Source organism: Enterobacter asburiae (genome assembly GCF_024599655.1).
Taxonomy (GTDB): Bacteria; Pseudomonadota; Gammaproteobacteria; order Enterobacterales; family Enterobacteriaceae; genus Enterobacter; species Enterobacter asburiae_D.
In genome coordinates this window covers 4,800,536-4,814,430 of the sequence record NZ_CP102247.1, presented here as the reverse complement: position 1 = coordinate 4,814,430, position 13,895 = coordinate 4,800,536, and the positions used below count along the sequence as shown (strand labels likewise).

Annotated in this window: 16 protein-coding genes; 6 read left to right on the top strand and 10 right to left on the bottom strand. The window is 54.8% G+C overall.

Going from position 1 to position 13,895, the window contains the following annotated elements; translation table 11 throughout:
• Positions 1-60 precede the first annotated feature (60 nt).
• Complete coding sequence (uraH, locus tag NQ230_RS22870; RefSeq protein WP_257259419.1) at positions 61-471, bottom strand: hydroxyisourate hydrolase; 411 nt, start codon at positions 469-471, stop codon at positions 61-63.
• Positions 472-570: 99 nt separating this feature from the next.
• A complete protein-coding gene (locus NQ230_RS22865; protein WP_121426055.1) occupies positions 571-1,296 on the bottom strand; it encodes a MerR family transcriptional regulator in 726 nt (241 codons plus the stop codon).
• A gap of 117 nt (positions 1,297-1,413) precedes the next feature.
• On the opposite strand from NQ230_RS22865, the gene NQ230_RS22860 reads away from it, so the two are divergent.
• Entirely contained in the window at positions 1,414-1,938 is a 525-nt protein-coding gene (locus tag NQ230_RS22860; protein ID WP_257259418.1) for a lipocalin family protein, read from the top strand.
• Between the two features lie 3 nt (positions 1,939-1,941).
• On the opposite strand, the gene NQ230_RS22855 is transcribed toward NQ230_RS22860, so the two are convergent.
• Genes NQ230_RS22855 through NQ230_RS22830 form a run of 6 tightly spaced genes read right to left on the bottom strand, consistent with a single transcriptional unit; the run spans position 1,942 to position 7,978 of the window.
• Complete coding sequence (locus NQ230_RS22855) at positions 1,942-2,952, bottom strand: fimbrial protein (protein ID WP_159515691.1); 1,011 nt, start codon at positions 2,950-2,952, stop codon at positions 1,942-1,944.
• On the bottom strand, positions 2,952-3,467 hold the full coding sequence (locus NQ230_RS22850; protein ID WP_213822257.1) for a fimbrial protein: 516 nt from the start codon (positions 3,465-3,467) through the stop codon (positions 2,952-2,954). Before NQ230_RS22850 ends, NQ230_RS22855 begins: the two co-directional genes overlap by 1 nt.
• On the bottom strand, positions 3,458-5,983 hold the full coding sequence (locus tag NQ230_RS22845; RefSeq protein WP_213822255.1) for a fimbria/pilus outer membrane usher protein: 2,526 nt from the start codon (positions 5,981-5,983) through the stop codon (positions 3,458-3,460). Before NQ230_RS22845 ends, NQ230_RS22850 begins: the two co-directional genes overlap by 10 nt.
• A gap of 23 nt (positions 5,984-6,006) precedes the next feature.
• Entirely contained in the window at positions 6,007-6,684 is a 678-nt protein-coding gene (locus NQ230_RS22840; protein WP_121426051.1) for a fimbrial biogenesis chaperone, read from the bottom strand.
• 53 nt (positions 6,685-6,737) lie between these two features.
• The gene (locus NQ230_RS22835; protein ID WP_257259415.1) at positions 6,738-7,322 is read right to left on the bottom strand and encodes a fimbrial protein; all 585 of its coding nucleotides are present in this window, start codon (positions 7,320-7,322) and stop codon (positions 6,738-6,740) included.
• A 53-nt stretch (positions 7,323-7,375) separates the two neighbouring features.
• A complete protein-coding gene (locus NQ230_RS22830; RefSeq protein ID WP_257259411.1) occupies positions 7,376-7,978 on the bottom strand; it encodes a helix-turn-helix transcriptional regulator in 603 nt (200 codons plus the stop codon).
• A 705-nt stretch (positions 7,979-8,683) separates the two neighbouring features.
• On the opposite strand from NQ230_RS22830, the gene NQ230_RS22825 reads away from it, so the two are divergent.
• The 5 genes from NQ230_RS22825 to NQ230_RS22805 all read left to right on the top strand — a co-directional run bounded on the left by NQ230_RS22825 (position 8,684) and on the right by NQ230_RS22805 (position 12,698).
• On the top strand, positions 8,684-9,445 hold the full coding sequence (locus NQ230_RS22825) for a winged helix-turn-helix domain-containing protein (RefSeq protein ID WP_121426048.1): 762 nt from the start codon (positions 8,684-8,686) through the stop codon (positions 9,443-9,445).
• 1 nt (position 9,446) lies between these two features.
• The gene (locus tag NQ230_RS22820) at positions 9,447-9,926 is read left to right on the top strand and encodes a YqeJ family protein (RefSeq protein ID WP_121426047.1); all 480 of its coding nucleotides are present in this window, start codon (positions 9,447-9,449) and stop codon (positions 9,924-9,926) included.
• A 131-nt stretch (positions 9,927-10,057) separates the two neighbouring features.
• On the top strand, positions 10,058-11,056 hold the full coding sequence (locus NQ230_RS22815; RefSeq protein ID WP_257259409.1) for a GlxA family transcriptional regulator: 999 nt from the start codon (positions 10,058-10,060) through the stop codon (positions 11,054-11,056).
• A gap of 85 nt (positions 11,057-11,141) precedes the next feature.
• Positions 11,142-12,194: a class I SAM-dependent methyltransferase gene (locus NQ230_RS22810; RefSeq protein WP_257259408.1), complete on the top strand. Its 1,053-nt coding sequence runs from the start codon at positions 11,142-11,144 to the stop codon at positions 12,192-12,194.
• A 60-nt stretch (positions 12,195-12,254) separates the two neighbouring features.
• A complete protein-coding gene (locus NQ230_RS22805) occupies positions 12,255-12,698 on the top strand; it encodes an acetyltransferase (RefSeq protein ID WP_257259407.1) in 444 nt (147 codons plus the stop codon).
• A 32-nt stretch (positions 12,699-12,730) separates the two neighbouring features.
• On the opposite strand, the gene NQ230_RS22800 is transcribed toward NQ230_RS22805, so the two are convergent.
• Both NQ230_RS22800 and NQ230_RS22795 read right to left on the bottom strand, forming a co-directional pair.
• On the bottom strand, positions 12,731-13,315 hold the full coding sequence (locus NQ230_RS22800; RefSeq protein ID WP_257259406.1) for a hypothetical protein: 585 nt from the start codon (positions 13,313-13,315) through the stop codon (positions 12,731-12,733).
• Between the two features lie 10 nt (positions 13,316-13,325).
• Positions 13,326-13,805 carry an Hcp family type VI secretion system effector gene (locus NQ230_RS22795; protein WP_257259405.1) on the bottom strand — a complete coding sequence of 160 codons (480 nt, stop codon included), beginning with the start codon at positions 13,803-13,805 and terminating at the stop codon, positions 13,326-13,328.
• Positions 13,806-13,895: the final 90 nt, after the last annotated feature.

The following is a 13,895-nucleotide window of genomic DNA, read 5'->3' as shown; positions in this document are numbered from 1 at the left end:
GACTAATTTGTCCAAGTATTCGCGGAACTATTTTTTATAATCCTTTAAAATCAATGCATCTTAACTACCCTTGTAGGTCGAGTAACCGTACTGGCTCAGCAGAAGCGGGATGTGTAGCTTTTCGTTGGTGCGGGTCACGGTAAACAGCACCGGGATCTCCGGGAAGAAGGAGTCCAGCTTTTTGCCGTGGAAGTAATCTGCGGTTTTGAAGGACACTTTATACACGCCAGGCTGCATGTCCCGATCCTGCGGATAGAGCGATTTGATACGGCCGTCGTGGTCGGTTTTGCCGCTGGCAATCGGGGTCCACTTGTCCTGCTGCTGCTTCTCCAGCGTAACGGTCACGTTTGATGGCGGCATCCCGGTTTGCTGGTCGAGAATGTGGACGCTCAGCGTGCCGGCAGGGGCGCTAAAGGCAGCAGGGGCAAAGGCCATCGAGGCCAGGATCAGCAGAGGGGCAGTTTTTTTCATGGTGTTTTCCTGTGGAGTTATTCGTCACAGGAAAACGTTAGCATCTGCGGCGCGGGAAAATATTCAACTTTTCGTGAAGATTCCCGCAGGAGAAAATTATCAGAGGATAATCACTTCAAGCGATACCTGCTGCTGCCACTGCTCCAGCTGCTTTTTCCGCCCGGCGGTGAGTTTGCCGCTGGTGACCAGAAGCCATTTGCGCTCCGGGAAAATTTCCGGTGCCAGCGCGTCAGGCGGAACCGGCAGGATGTCGATTCGGTGGCCCTGCCCGGTGCGCGTTAAAGCTTCGAGCCAGATCTCGCACGGGTCGTTAAGGTGCCAGCCGCTGAGCAGAATATTATCGCCCGGCGCTTTTTTATCGCCTTCGAGGCAAAACGAGGTGTAGGCGATGATGATGCCGTCGAGGATCGCGCGCAGGGTCATGGCGGCAGCGACGTTGGCCGAAACCTGGCTGCGCAGCGGGCGCAGCACGTTCGCGACCAGCTCCGGCCTTGGGTATTCGCGTCCGGCGTCGTAAATCATCTGGCGCAGGGACTCGACCTTGCCGTCCTGCAGGCGTTGCAGCATGTTCTGCTGCAGGGTTTGCCAGTTGTTGGTCCGACCCGGCATCGGGCGTTCCAGCAGCGGTTTGACCTGGCCGATCGGGACGCCTTTTTTTACCCAGTCGAGGATTTTGAGCGCCTGCTGGACGTCCTCATCGCTGTACTGGCGGTGGCCGCCTTCCGTGCGCTGTGGCTTGAGTAAACCATAGCGACGCTGCCACGCCCGCAGGGTAGTGGCGGTGATGCCGCTGAGTCGGGCGAATTCGCCGATGGAGTAAGCCATGTCCGTGTCCAGAGTGGAGGAATACTCTCAATATACTACGAATTTTCCCGAACGGGATGAAGCGCCGAAACGGTGCACTACACTTAACGTCCAACCGTGCAAATGAAAGGAATTCTCATGAAGCTATGGCCTGTTGTGACCGGTGTTGCCATTGCGCTGACGCTGGTCGCCTGTAAATCCCCCACGCCGCCGAAGGGCGTGCAGCCGATTTCTGATTTTGACGCCAGCCGCTATCTCGGAAAATGGTATGAGGTCGCCCGTCTGGAAAACCGCTTTGAACGCGGGCTGGAGCAGGTAACCGCCACTTACGGCAAGCGCAGCGACGGCGGCATCAGCGTGCTCAACCGGGGCTACGATCCGGTCAAGAACCAGTGGAACGAGAGCGAAGGGAAAGCGTACTTTACCGGCGAACCGACCACCGCCGCGCTCAAGGTGTCTTTCTTCGGCCCCTTCTACGGCGGCTATAACGTGATCAGGCTGGACGATAAGTATCAGTACGCCCTGGTCAGCGGCCCGAACCGCGACTATCTGTGGATCCTGTCGCGTACGCCAACCATTCCTGATGCGGTGAAGCAGGATTACCTGAACACCGCGCGCAGTCTTGGCTTCCGAACCGATCAGCTGGTGTGGGTGAAGCAGTAGCCCCTACTGGTAGGAAAACGTAATGCTGGCCAGCGCGTTGGCCGAGCCGGGGACCAGTTCGCCGGTTCGGATGTACTGCGCCTGGAACGGTAACGACAGGGTTTGCGCCGCCGCGGTGCTCTGGATAAAGAACTGGCCGGTCGTGCCCGCGGCCGAGCTGTCCGGTCCCATCGTCAGCGGTCCGGTGCCGTTGTAGAAAAACTGCACCCCAACGCCGGACGCCGTGGAGTCTCCGGTCAGCGTCACCACCGACGAGGTGTTCGACGGCGTGGTCTGATCGGTCATCACCGCGTGAACCGCCACGTCCGCGTCGCAGGTCAGGCCGACGGTAAACGTCCCGGATGGCGACGTGCTTCCCACCGTGGGCAGAGTGCGTATATCAATGGTGCCGAGCGCCACGCTGGCGTTTTTGCTGCCGACCGTACACCCGCTGGCGGTTACCGTGATGGTGGTCGGGCTGATGATGACCTGCGCCGTTTTGACCTCGTTGTTATAGGCGGTTAACACCGCGGCGTTGATAGTCGGGATGTTATAGACGCCGGATTTCAGCGCCGTACCGGTTTTAATAAAGGTGACTTTTGCTGACCAGCCCAGATCCTGGGCATACCCACTGGTGCCCTCTGCCGGGTAACTTTGCGTGATACCGTTTTGCAGGGGAATATATTTTGTACCATTAAAATCCTTCAGCCCGATGATGTACCCCACGCCCGGCACGCCGGTCTCAAAAATGGTGTAGTTCACGCCGTCGACGGTAACCGTCGCACCGCTCGAAATCGCGCTGCTGCTGGGCTGCAGCGTGCCTTTGTTACAGGTAAAAATAAGCCCGCACCAGAACACCTGCTGCACGCTGGCGGTGGCGCTCCACGTCGATCCGATAATACTGCCCGGTGCCACCGAATCCGCTGGCCCGCTGTAGGTCATCGGCTGAGGGGAGAGGGTAATGTCCGATTTCCAGTCCAGAGCCTGCGCGCTGACGCAGAAAAGTAATCCGCTGAGAAGAAACGCTAAACGCATCATAGATACTCCGTTGTCCAGGTGGCGAAGGCTGACACATCACCGGCGCTCACGGGTGCGCCGGTGGCAACCAGCTGTGCGTAAAAGGTCATCTGTACGCTGTCATCCCCCGCCGTTCCGTACGCGGTGGTTTGCGTGTTCAGGGGAATGAGTACGCTCTCTTTATCGAGGATCTGCACCGCCACGCCGGTAGCGCCACCGTCGGCAATTTTCAGCAGCTGCGGGTTGGCATCATCCGGCGTACCGCTGAAGCGGATTTTTACGCCAGCAAAGGTTGGCCCGCACGCTTCAAGCCTGAGCGTAAAGGGCGTTTTGATATTGCTGACGGCCCCGGCGCGCGTAAATTGTTTGATGCCAATGGTGCCCAGCGGCACGTTTTGCTCCTCGGAGTCCTGTGCAACCACGCAGGTATTGCCGATCAAATTGCCGGTGACGGAAACCAGCACGTCATACCCGCGAACGGGGAGAGCGAAAGCCAGCAGTGCGATGCAGCCGATCCGAAACGTTAATGACATACCACCTCCTGAGAATAGAGACCGGTGCGGGCGTTATAGTTCTGCTTGTTTAAGGCGTAGGTAATGGCGCAGCGCTGGCTGTTGCCGCGACCCCACACGGCGTTCAGCTTGCCCTTCTCTGACAAACCGGACAGATACAGGCTGCCGCCATCGCCGACGATGCCGCTGGTTTTGTCATTATCGAGCGAGACCAGCGTCCCGAAGGGGAGCACGTCGTTGCCGTGACGCACGATAAACATCGCTTTTGCTCCCTGATGCGTGGTGAAGGTGGCGCGAACCAGGGCACCATCGGTAGGCGTTTTGTTGGCGATGGCGTTTTCCAGCTCCACGTCGTTGCCAGCGGTCGTCACGTCCAGCGCGACCTGGTTAACGCGGTACGGCGTGGCGTATGGGATCACCGCATAGCCACGGCTGTCCGTTTTGATGCCTTTGTGGTTAAGCACGGCGACGTTGCTGGCTCCCGGGGCTTTTACCAGAATGTTGGTGTTCCCGAGCGGCTGGCTCAGCGTCAGGCCATCTTCATGCACTACCGCACCGCCGCTGATGCCGTAGCTGAGGTTGCGGGAGTTGCTGGTGTAGCTGTAGCCCAGGTTGTAGTCTCCCCGCGCGCCTTCGTACTGCAGGGTGGCATCGCCGCCGTAGTGCTGCTGGGCGCTGTAGCGCTGGTTGACGCTATAGAACAGATTTTCCTGGCCCGGCAGGTAGCCGCTCACGCCCGTGCTGGCGGTTGTACCTGTGGAGTCCGCATGGGTCGTGGTAAAGCGCGCGCGGGTAGACAGCGCCGGATTGCCCAGCGGGACCGAAATCGACATCGACAGGATGTTATCTTTCTTGTCGTCATACAGGCTTGAACTTCGCTGAACGCTGACGCCAAGCGACACGTTGCGAAACGTGGCGTTCCACGCAAATTGCAGGCTTTGTGTGGTGTCTGACGTGTTCCAGTAGGTCTGCTGATCCCACGACAGTGACAGCGAGCCGTATTGTCCCATCGGCTGCGACAGCAGCAGCTGGTTTTTTGCCTTGCGCGACATGCGCAGGTTGTACACGTTGTCGTAATGGGTGGTGACGGTGCCATCGTCTTCCACAGTCTGCTTTGGCGATCCGCCCGACATCCCTTTGTACGTCGTGTCGCTGAGGGTATAAAACCCTTTCGTGGAGTAGCGCAGCGAGAAGAAGTTCACCCGCGTGCCAATGTCGTTCAGCAGCTTGCTGTAGCGTAGGCGCACCGAATCACCGCTGTAGTGCCGATCGTCCGCCAGCTGGCTGCGGGCATGGGTCAGGTCAAGAGAGTAAGCGCCAAAGCGGCCGAGGTTTTGCCCAAACCCGAAGGCCAGGCCGTTATAGCGATCGGCAAACTGTGCCCCGCCGTAAAACGTCAGGCCATATTGCCAGCCATAAAACAGTTCGCCCTGCGCGAAAGAGGGCGCATCCTGATTGCCCGTCGGACGGTATTTCCCGGCACCGAGGGCATATTTCACCTGTCCGTTACGCACCAGGTTCGGCACGCTGGCAAAAGGAAGCGTGTATTGCGTTTTGCTGCCGTCGTTCTCCTGAATGGTGACCGCCAGATCGCCGCCCGAGGAGGTCGGGTAGAGATCTTTCAGCACAAACGCCCCTGGTGGAACAGAGGTTTGATAGATGATGTTGCCGTTCTGGCGAACCGTTACGGTCGCGTTGCTGCGCGCGATGCCCCGGACTTCCGGCGCATAGCCGCTGAGGCTGGCGGGCAGCATGTTGTCATCGGTTTTCAGGGCGATGCCGCGCAGGCCCACGGAATCGAAGACCTGCGCCGAGGTGTACGTTTCCCCGGCATACACCTGCGCGCGCAGGGCGTGAATATCGCGCTGCAGCCAGGTCTGCACGTGGGTGAGTTCATTGCTGTCTTTGGTCCACGTGGTGAAATCACGCAGCCGCCACGCGCCCAGGTTGACGCCGCTGTTGAGGCTCGCAAAAAGCTGCTGTTCCCGCGTGCGCGTCTCGCCGCGATACTCATTGTTCGAGCCATTGACCACGTAATTCAGCCACGCGGCAGGAATGCCCGCCTCCCAGCTTTCCGGGCTGACATACCCGCGCGGCAGATTGCGCATCGCACTTTGCGGTACGGTGAAGCTCAGGGTGAGCGTCTTCTGGTCCAGGTCAAACTGCGTATCCGCAAACGCCTTCGTTAAGAAGATGCAGCGCTGCGCCAGCGGCAGCGCTCCGCCCTTTGCCTGATGACTATCGATGCCCAGCGCGTCGAATTGCTCAGGCGTGAGGCAGGGCAGCGCTTCACCCGTACTGTCTTCAGCAAGGCGGAACGTGATGTTACCTGTGAACGCGTAGTTGGTATTGATATACACGTTGAGGTTGTAATCACCCGGTGGCAACGCGCTCCCGGCGTTGACCCAGGCGAGATCGGCGCTGTTTGCGCTCTCGCCGTTGAGGAACGCGGGGTTAAATTGCAGCTCGCTTTCAGCAGCCACGGCTTGCCGAATCACCAGGGAGATCACCGTGGCGCACAGGATTTTTCTTTTCACGTGGTCACGCCTTACTGTTTGTATTATTGGGATAACGATGCGCGCGTGGCGGGGGTCCATGCCCCATAATCGTTAATGGTCTGAAAGCTCATGCTGCCCGCATGGCTGAAGGTTTCGGCCAGCGTCACGCTACCTTTCGGGGGCACCATCACCGGCTGCACCGGGATACCGTCAATTTTCACGTTGATGGTGGTGAGGTAGTACGGCGTAGGGTTGCTGAGCGTGACCTTTCCGGCGCGGTAGGAACCGGTCAGGCGTTTCCACGCCTCTCCTGGGCTCTCACTGAGTCCCGCCGGGCGATAAAAGACCTTGATGCGGTTAGCCGATGCAAACTGCAGCGTATTCCCGGAGCCGCTTTTCGCCTGCTGGGGGATGGCTTTGACCGTCATCCAGTAGAGCGTCTCCCGATCCTCTGGCAGGGCTTTACCGTTAAACATGATTTTCACCGCGCTTTCGCTGGCCGGTTTCATGACGTACAGCGGTGGCGTGATCACGAAGTCGTTGGTACGTTCGCCTTTCTCATTTTCCATCCATGACTGGATCAGGAACGTGGCGTCGGGATGGGTGTTTCTCACCTGCATCATCGACTGGGTGGTCGCGCTGGAGTAGACCATTCGCGTTGCGCCCAACCCCACGCCGCCGGCATAGACGGCGGAGGAACATAACGTACCCGCCAGGCAAATCAATGTGTTTACGCGCATAGTGTTTCTCCTGAAAGCTAAGACAGGCCCGGCCCGCAGACCGGGGCTGAAGATTACGAGTAGGTCACGGTGTAGGTCGCGACGGCGCTGGCATCACCCGCAGTGGCGCCGCCCTTCGGTGAGTAATATTTCGCGCTGAAGTTCAGGGTGTTGGCACCCTTGCGCAGAGGAATGGCCGAAGCGGGTTCACCCAGCCTCACCACGTTGCCCTGCTCGTCATAAAGGCGGATAGCCACGTTTTGCGCAGAGTTGGCGCTGCCGTTTGCCCCCACGGACAGACTATTAACATCGGAACCGTCCGGCGTGCCGGTGAAGGTGACGGCCACGGTTGTCGCGGCAATCGGGTTCTCATCCGTAGAGGCTGAGGTGTCGGCGATTTCACAGTCTTCCAGGGTGATGGCAAACGCTTTTGCCGTGCTGGCTTCACTGCCAGCAGCCGCCAGCGTTGCGGTACGCACTTCACCCATGTCCACGTCAATGTTGGCGCTTCCCGCGCTGATGGCGCAGGCAGACGTCACTACTTTGCCGCTAAAGTTCACCGTGCCGCCGCTGGTGCCGGCAGCCAGCGCCGACCCTGCTGGCAGTAATGCCGCAATAGCGATCGCAAGCAGCGTTTTATTATTGAATTGAGCTTTCATTGTCCTGATTCCATTATGGTGTTATGTCGAGATTTGCTCTGAAAGCAGCAGGTCTAACTGGTTAAAAAGACCAGCAAATCTGTCTTGTTCCTGAGCCCGAGTTTTCTTATCGCTGAGCTTTTTAACGCGCTGACACGACGGTAAGAAAGCTGCTCTGTTTCGGCGATGTAACGCATATCCAGACCTTTTCGCAGTTCCTTCAATACTCGCCATTCGCCCGGCGTCAGCGATAACGCCGTGGGTTTCTTTTTTGGTCGATAACGGTTATCGACCAGCTTTAATACGCTGGTTCGCCAGTGATAAAGTGGCTCCTGCAGCGAGATATAGGCGTCTATTTCACCGCGTATCCACAGCCAGGAATTCGCCGGTGTGGAATACATGCAAATAAGTACGCCGGGATAGAGGACTTTCATTTTCCTGATATATTTCAGGCAATCGTATCCCGCGTGATATTTCTCCGTGCCGGATAAAAAAATCACGTCTACCGGCGCGGCCGCGAGTATCGTTTCGATCTCCGCATAATTATCGATCGATGCTGTAATCTGCATGGCCGGGGAAATATTTTTTAATAACGCAGCGATCCCCTGGCGCGCAAAGTGATCCCCACCCAATAGCGCGATATTTAAATGACGTGTGTTGTTGAGTTTATTCGCCATGTCATTCCCTCGATTTATAATTGTAATGAGACTCGTCTGTCTGGCAGAACGATGCCTGTATTTTCGAAGCAATTAAGCATTGCACGGTGTGAGCCCACTATACCCAGGGCGTAAAAGAGGTAATCTGAATTAATCTTAATTTGTTTTAAGTTCAGTTTAGGTGTGGCGTCAATTCTCCTCGCTGAACCGGCTTTTGCTTATTTGCCTGTAAATAATCATACTGGTAGTTTTTATTGAAAAGTTGGCTTTAATAAATGTTTTGTAAGGGGATTGTCTGGTGATGTCATACGAGGCGCATTGTTACTGACGGTTACTAACAGTTTCGTGCTGAAATTGTTAATTAAGACGATAGCTTTCGAATTGGTCGGAATTTCGAAACCCGTCGGCAGAGCGCGTCCTCTCTGCTTTTTATCAAAAAAACAAATTAAGTACGCTGAATAATTCAGACAACGGTGGCTAAAGCGTTCAACGAACGCCTTTGTCGAGTTTTGTCAGTGTCAAGACGGCTTTAAATGGCGGTTAAGAAAACTTCAGACCGGTCAGATAAAGAGAAAGGAAAAATAAGATTTTTCGCCAGGTACCAAGATATACAGTTGCGCATTTATCCGTCACATTAATCCTTACACAGGCGAGGGATACGCAGGTTAATCGTAAAGGGATTTTACTGTAGTAACAGGTGTTGACCGGAGGTATTTAGCCCATTCTATGCATAAGTATTACATTATTAATGGCCTGGTAGAGTTTCACCCAGCAGCCAGCACATTACGCGATCTGAACAATCCCGAGCGGGTAGTGGTATTAAATTCCCCGGCGGGCCGCTGTTTGTTGTTATTAATAGAGAGAGTCGGAAGTATTGTGACTCAACAGGAGTGCATGGATATTGTCTGGCAGCGCCGGGGGATGTTGGTTTCGCCTAATACCTATTACCAGAACATTTCTATTCTGCGTAAAGGGCTGAAGAAGGTGGGTTTCGAAACCGATCCGATTGTCACTATCCCGCGCATTGGACTCACGCTCGCAAGCGATACGCAAATCACTATTAAAGAGACGCAGCCGCAGGCTGAAGAGGAAGAACACGCTGCGCCGGATGTCTGCGAAGAGACTGTCGCTCCGATGGTATCGACACGCCGCTTCTGGCTGCCGGCCGCGCTGGTAGTATTGCTGGTATTGGCTGGCGTGAGCGTGATAAGCCATCGCCTGATGCATGACAGCTATTTTGTGGACGGATACCGCTTCGCGACGAAGTTGGGCGAGTGCCAGCTCTATTTTGCTCGCGATATTGAAACGCAACGCGATCGGGATAAAGCCCTGGTCTATGCCACCCCGTTTAAGGATCAGTGCGTGAACTATCCCTGGGTATATGTCAGCGGCTACACATTGCTACCTCGCGCGTCGGTCATTCGCTGTGACAGGCCAATGACGGAATCCAATCGCTGTATGTCTGATTATTTTATAGAGGATCGCTAGTATGATTCGCTACCGTCAAATGCTCTTTGCGCTCTGCCTGTGCCTGCTGATGGGGGCTGTTGTGGCGGCGTATTACCTCTGGCATCGCCATTACATTCAGCCCTTTGCCTGTCAGGTGAACTTTATTCAGCATCATCGGGATGAGACGCTCTCTCTGTGGCTGAATTACAGCGTGGAGGGTAACAGCGGAATACTCAGCATGAATGGCAAGGTGAAAAGCGATCCAACGAAGAGGCTAAATCGCAAAGTGTTCTTTCAGATTGAGCGTAGAGACAGCGTCTATAACCTGACGTCCGTACGCAATATAAAATTTCCGGACGACAACATCAGCGACAGCTGGCTTGAAAAGTACGAGCCCTTATTTTTTATCTACCCGGACAAGAATATTTATATGCGTATTAAGAAACAGCAGAATGAGAATTATTTATTTATTCTGGGGACGCTGCCAACCTATGTGTGCCACACGTCAAAAAACAGATAGCGAAAGGGAGAAATTCTTTTAAGTTTTGCCGGCGTCATTTATGCTTGATTTAACAGCTATGATATACATTATGGGAATATAATAGCAACAATAATGTTGCGATAATGTAATTATTCTTCTTCGGCAAGTTAATGAAAACTTTAATTGATGATAGCGTCAGAATGACGCCTGCACGGAATAAATCCCTGCATATGGGTTTACTCCTGTGGCCCCAGTTCTCGCTTTTAGCATTTTCAGGATTGATAGAGGCGTTACGCATTGCATCCAGCGTCCAAAAGCGTAGTCAGAAAATATGCTTTAAACTCAGCCTGATAAGCATTCACCCCGATTTACCGGTTGTAAGCAGCTCTGGTATAAGCGTAAGGCCCGATGCTGCCCATGCACCGCCCGGTGACTTCGACTACATTGCGGTGATTGGTGGAGGTCTGGAGCATCTTCACCAGGGACACCGTGGCGACAGAGCGTTTCTCACGGATGCTCATCACAACAGCACTCCTCTGATAGGTATTGGTACCGGCAGCTTTATTCTGGCGGAGGAAGGGTTACTGAACGAGCGCCGCGCCTCGATTCATCCTCATCACCATGGCGTTTTCACTCAGCGGTTCCCGCAGGTATATGCTGAGCAAGGCCTCGATTATATCGACGAAGGTGATGTGCTGACCTGCCCGGGCGGGATCTCAACGCTCACCCTGGTAACGTCGCTGATCCGCGCCCACGGGGGAGACGACATTGCGGCTACTACCTCCCGGCGTCTGTCTCTTCCTCCGCATGATGCCGCCACGCCACGGCCCGCGAATGTCGCCATGATCCCTGATTCACGGCTGCGCAGGGCGGTGATGATTATCGAACAATATCTGACTCACCCGCTAAACGCCGCCAGGCTCGCTCAGGACGTCAAGCTGAGCGAACGTCAGCTCAACCGCCTGTTTCACGCCGAGTTTGGCAAAACGGCGCGGGAATTTATCCGCAGCGCCAGGTTGCGCTATGCCTGCTGGCTGCTGAAAAACTCTCAGCAAAGCGTGACGGATATTGCGCGGCGGATGCGGTTCAGCGACTGCGCCCACTTTATTCGTCATTTTCAGATCGAGTACGGCTGTACGCCGGGAGTATGGCGCACGTCGCAGAACTGATGTGCCGATTTCGTGCTTTCTTCGTAGGGTATTACTGGCCCGCCTGGATAGACTTCCGTTAAAAGCCCAACGGAGGGAAGACGACATGAACTGGCAGCCTTTTCGCGCCGATGCACCGGAAAATATGACGATTTTTAGCGCGTCATTTCCCGACGTCAGCGACCAGTGGCCGATGAAAGACGACGCTGCCCGTGAGATCGCCTCCCTTGACCGCGCCCTGAAAGCCGAGCCAGCGCTCCGGCCGCCGAGGGTGGAATATGACGAAGGGGGGCAGGCTGTGCTTGTTCCCCAGAACCGCTATTCCGAACAGGCCTTCCGTAACCGCCCGGCGCTTGCCGCGTGGCGAACCCGGCTTGTCCCCTCCGCGCTGGCGCTGTTTGTGGTGCAAAACCCGCTGGAAGACCGCCTGCCCGACGGCACAAAAATGGACAGTGACAGCCGCCAGTGGTTTATCCACGCTAACGATGCGGTTGGCGTGCGTTCCCGCGCCAGGGTGCTGGCCGCGCTGGTGGATAAGTACATTCATAATGAGAGCGAGAACAACTGGGTCAGCCTCGCGAGCGGCGCTGCCATCCCGGTGCTGGAGGCGCTGCGTGAAGCAAAGCTCGACGGCCAACAGGTCTATCTCACGCTGGTGGACAAAGACCCGGTGGCGCTCAGTTGGGCCGAAACCATGGCGGCGCAGGAAGGCATTGTGGTGGGCGAACAGCTGACGCTGCTCAGGCGCAACCTCCTCCATACGCTGGTGCGTAACGAGGACCTGCTGCTGGAGCTGGGCGAACATCAGGCCGAACTGGTCGACGCGCTGGGGATTTTTGAATACTTCAACGATACCGACGCGGTGATTTTTCTCCAGCGCGCCCTGCGGCTGGTCAAGCCCGGCGGGGCGGTGATTGTGTCGAACATGCTGACCAGCAGCCCGCAGATTGACTTTGTGCTGCGGGGGATCGGCTGGGAGGATATTCACCCGAGGTCGTTACAGCAGCTGCAGGATATTCACCTCGCGGCGGGCGTGCTGGTGGAAAACGTCACCGTGGTGGTGCCGAAGGACGGGGTGTACGCGGTGATGGAGATTAGGGTAGGGGATGAAAAAACCGCACGGTCAGTTCCCTCTCCCGGTGGGAGAGGGTTAGGGTGAGGGTGGACAGAGCGCAAGGAGTGACTTGAATTAACATCCTAAACCGCACATGATCCCCCCATGAAAATAGAAACCGCACTCCCCACACACTTCGAACGTCTGGTCGCGATCTGGGAATCCTCCGTCCGCGCCACCCATCACTTTTTACAGGAAAGCGATATTGCGGCTCTGCGCCCTCTATTGCTTAACGCCTATCTGCCTAACCTCAAGGTCGTGATAGCTCGCGATGATGCAAGTGTTATTCACGGCTTTTTAGGCGTGGATGAAAACCGCATTGAAATGCTATTTGTTGACGACGCGAGCCGGGGGAAGGGCGTCGGGAAATTGCTGTTGCAACACGCCATCGAAGAGTTTGGCGCGAACGAGGTGGACGTGAATGAGCAGAACCCGCAGGGCGTGGGATTTTATCGCCATATGGGGTTTGAGCAGGTCGGGCGCTCGGAACTGGACGGGCAGGGGAATCCGTTTCCGCTGCTGCATATGCGGTTGGGTGGGCAGGCTTAACGCCCTCTCCCTCTGGAGAGGGAGTCTGCAAGCTAGTTACTGGTAATTTGCCCGATGATTACGCCTCGCACTTTTTCGCTATCGAAGTAATAAGAGACCGTATTACTCTGGATGAATCCATTCTGTACTGGCGTCTCCTGATAAAAAAGCATCGCTTTCTTTTTGGCTATCTCTTTCTTGCCGAACAATGCGACTAAATTGCCATGCGTCGCATTTAATAATGGAACATTAGCGACCGAGACTCTGACAGGTTCCGTTGTTTTAGCACACTCGTGATGGATGCCATCTTTGGCTATAACTAGCGCAGTTAGCAATCCTGCACCCATTTCGTTATCAGAAATGAACCAGTAATTCGTGTCATCGTCGTCATGAAGGCAGACCCAACGAGCGGAACTGTCTTTGTTGACTGGTGTGCTGGAGATTTCTGCCAGATGAGTAACCTCCATTTGCACGGTTTTCTTACCGATGGTAATAGTGGGATAGAGGGGCACTTTTGTGGGTTCTTCCGGCGTTGTTCCATCATCCTGATAATACCTGGCTGCGAAGCCGGACATTTGGGCTGCTGATGTATTTTGAACCAGGAATAGAAGTGCAGCCAAAATTAACAGTACTTTCATTTTAGATACCCTAATACGTAGCCCGGTTATTCCATTCGTCAGTATAGAGAATGTTCCCTTCGCAATGTTTCCATGTAATCTTCTCGTACCGGAGTTGAATCTCTTCGAGATGCGTGCTCGTCAAGCCGGTGGGATGCAACAGGGGTGATATAGAGGTGATCTTTACGTTCTCCATTATCATATTGAAATACTCACTCTCAACGCCCTGGTCAAGAATTCGATACATTTTCAATTCTGCTTTTTTTAATGTTCTTCCTTCACACATAGCACGATACAAAACAGGCGTTGCAGCATCAAATTCCTTATGCAAGTTTAAGGGGGAATGAACTCTCGTACCTGTCAAACGACCAGTATTCGAACTCTCAGGGATCCATACCTGATGGATAACTGAACGGATTTCAAACGATCCTAATCTCGCTGGCAGCAAGGATGGACCAACTATGGGCGAACCATTTTCATCAAACAACCACAGATGAGCGGGAATTGACATAATTTACTCCTGTTAAATAGTAATTATCTTTTTTTACGTAAAAGGATATAGAGGCCTACAATAACTACAATTGACCATGTTGCATTCATT

What these genes read in the sequence shown, in the direction of transcription:
- uraH (WP_257259419.1), bottom strand. Translation starts at nt 471, where the DNA reads ATGAAAAAAACTGCCCCTCTGCTGATCCTGGCCTCGATGGCCTTTGCC.
- NQ230_RS22865 (WP_121426055.1), bottom strand. Translation starts at nt 1,296, where the DNA reads ATGGCTTACTCCATCGGCGAATTCGCCCGACTCAGCGGCATCACCGCC.
- NQ230_RS22860 (WP_257259418.1), top strand. Translation starts at nt 1,414, where the DNA reads ATGAAGCTATGGCCTGTTGTGACCGGTGTTGCCATTGCGCTGACGCTG.
- NQ230_RS22855 (WP_159515691.1), bottom strand. Translation starts at nt 2,952, where the DNA reads ATGCGTTTAGCGTTTCTTCTCAGCGGATTACTTTTCTGCGTCAGCGCG.
- NQ230_RS22850 (WP_213822257.1), bottom strand. Translation starts at nt 3,467, where the DNA reads ATGTCATTAACGTTTCGGATCGGCTGCATCGCACTGCTGGCTTTCGCT.
- NQ230_RS22840 (WP_121426051.1), bottom strand. Translation starts at nt 6,684, where the DNA reads ATGCGCGTAAACACATTGATTTGCCTGGCGGGTACGTTATGTTCCTCC.
- NQ230_RS22835 (WP_257259415.1), bottom strand. Translation starts at nt 7,322, where the DNA reads ATGAAAGCTCAATTCAATAATAAAACGCTGCTTGCGATCGCTATTGCG.
- NQ230_RS22830 (WP_257259411.1), bottom strand. Translation starts at nt 7,978, where the DNA reads ATGGCGAATAAACTCAACAACACACGTCATTTAAATATCGCGCTATTG.
- NQ230_RS22825 (WP_121426048.1), top strand. Translation starts at nt 8,684, where the DNA reads ATGCATAAGTATTACATTATTAATGGCCTGGTAGAGTTTCACCCAGCA.
- NQ230_RS22820 (WP_121426047.1), top strand. Translation starts at nt 9,447, where the DNA reads ATGATTCGCTACCGTCAAATGCTCTTTGCGCTCTGCCTGTGCCTGCTG.
- NQ230_RS22815 (WP_257259409.1), top strand. Translation starts at nt 10,058, where the DNA reads ATGAAAACTTTAATTGATGATAGCGTCAGAATGACGCCTGCACGGAAT.
- NQ230_RS22810 (WP_257259408.1), top strand. Translation starts at nt 11,142, where the DNA reads ATGAACTGGCAGCCTTTTCGCGCCGATGCACCGGAAAATATGACGATT.
- NQ230_RS22805 (WP_257259407.1), top strand. Translation starts at nt 12,255, where the DNA reads ATGAAAATAGAAACCGCACTCCCCACACACTTCGAACGTCTGGTCGCG.
- NQ230_RS22800 (WP_257259406.1), bottom strand. Translation starts at nt 13,315, where the DNA reads ATGAAAGTACTGTTAATTTTGGCTGCACTTCTATTCCTGGTTCAAAAT.
- NQ230_RS22795 (WP_257259405.1), bottom strand. Translation starts at nt 13,805, where the DNA reads ATGTCAATTCCCGCTCATCTGTGGTTGTTTGATGAAAATGGTTCGCCC.